Origin of the sequence: Paraburkholderia sp. SIMBA_027, from assembly GCF_046535315.1 — a bacterium.
Lineage (GTDB): Bacteria > Pseudomonadota > Gammaproteobacteria > Burkholderiales > Burkholderiaceae > Paraburkholderia > Paraburkholderia tropica.
The window spans coordinates 1-270 of the sequence record NZ_JAWRWY010000642.1; the positions used below are offsets into that span (position 1 = coordinate 1).

At 50.7% G+C, this 270-nt stretch carries 1 protein-coding gene; it reads left to right on the top strand.

Annotated elements, in window-relative coordinates:
• Positions 1 to 7 precede the first annotated feature (7 nt).
• Positions 8 to 160, top strand: coding sequence for an Rdx family protein (locus SB764_RS40580; RefSeq protein ID WP_410866839.1), 153 nt, complete (start codon positions 8 to 10; stop codon positions 158 to 160).
• Positions 161 to 270 lie beyond the last annotated feature (110 nt).

Here is a 270-nt window from a genome sequence, read left to right on the forward strand (position 1 = left end):
GTTCGAGATTGCCGTTAACGGCGAGATCATATGGGAGCGCAAGCGCGATGGCGGTTTTCCGGGTCCAAAAGAACTCAAACAGAGAATCCGCGATGTCATCGACCCGGAGCGCGACCTCGGTCACGTCGACAAGACGAAGCACGAAGGGCTCGACAATTGATGCGGCAAAATGTTTCAACAGCACTCAACCAAGTTTTTTCCCTTTAAAATCAATGATCGTCATAAAAGTTCAAAAAGTCTGTTGACACCGGGCGGCTGCCCTCGTACATC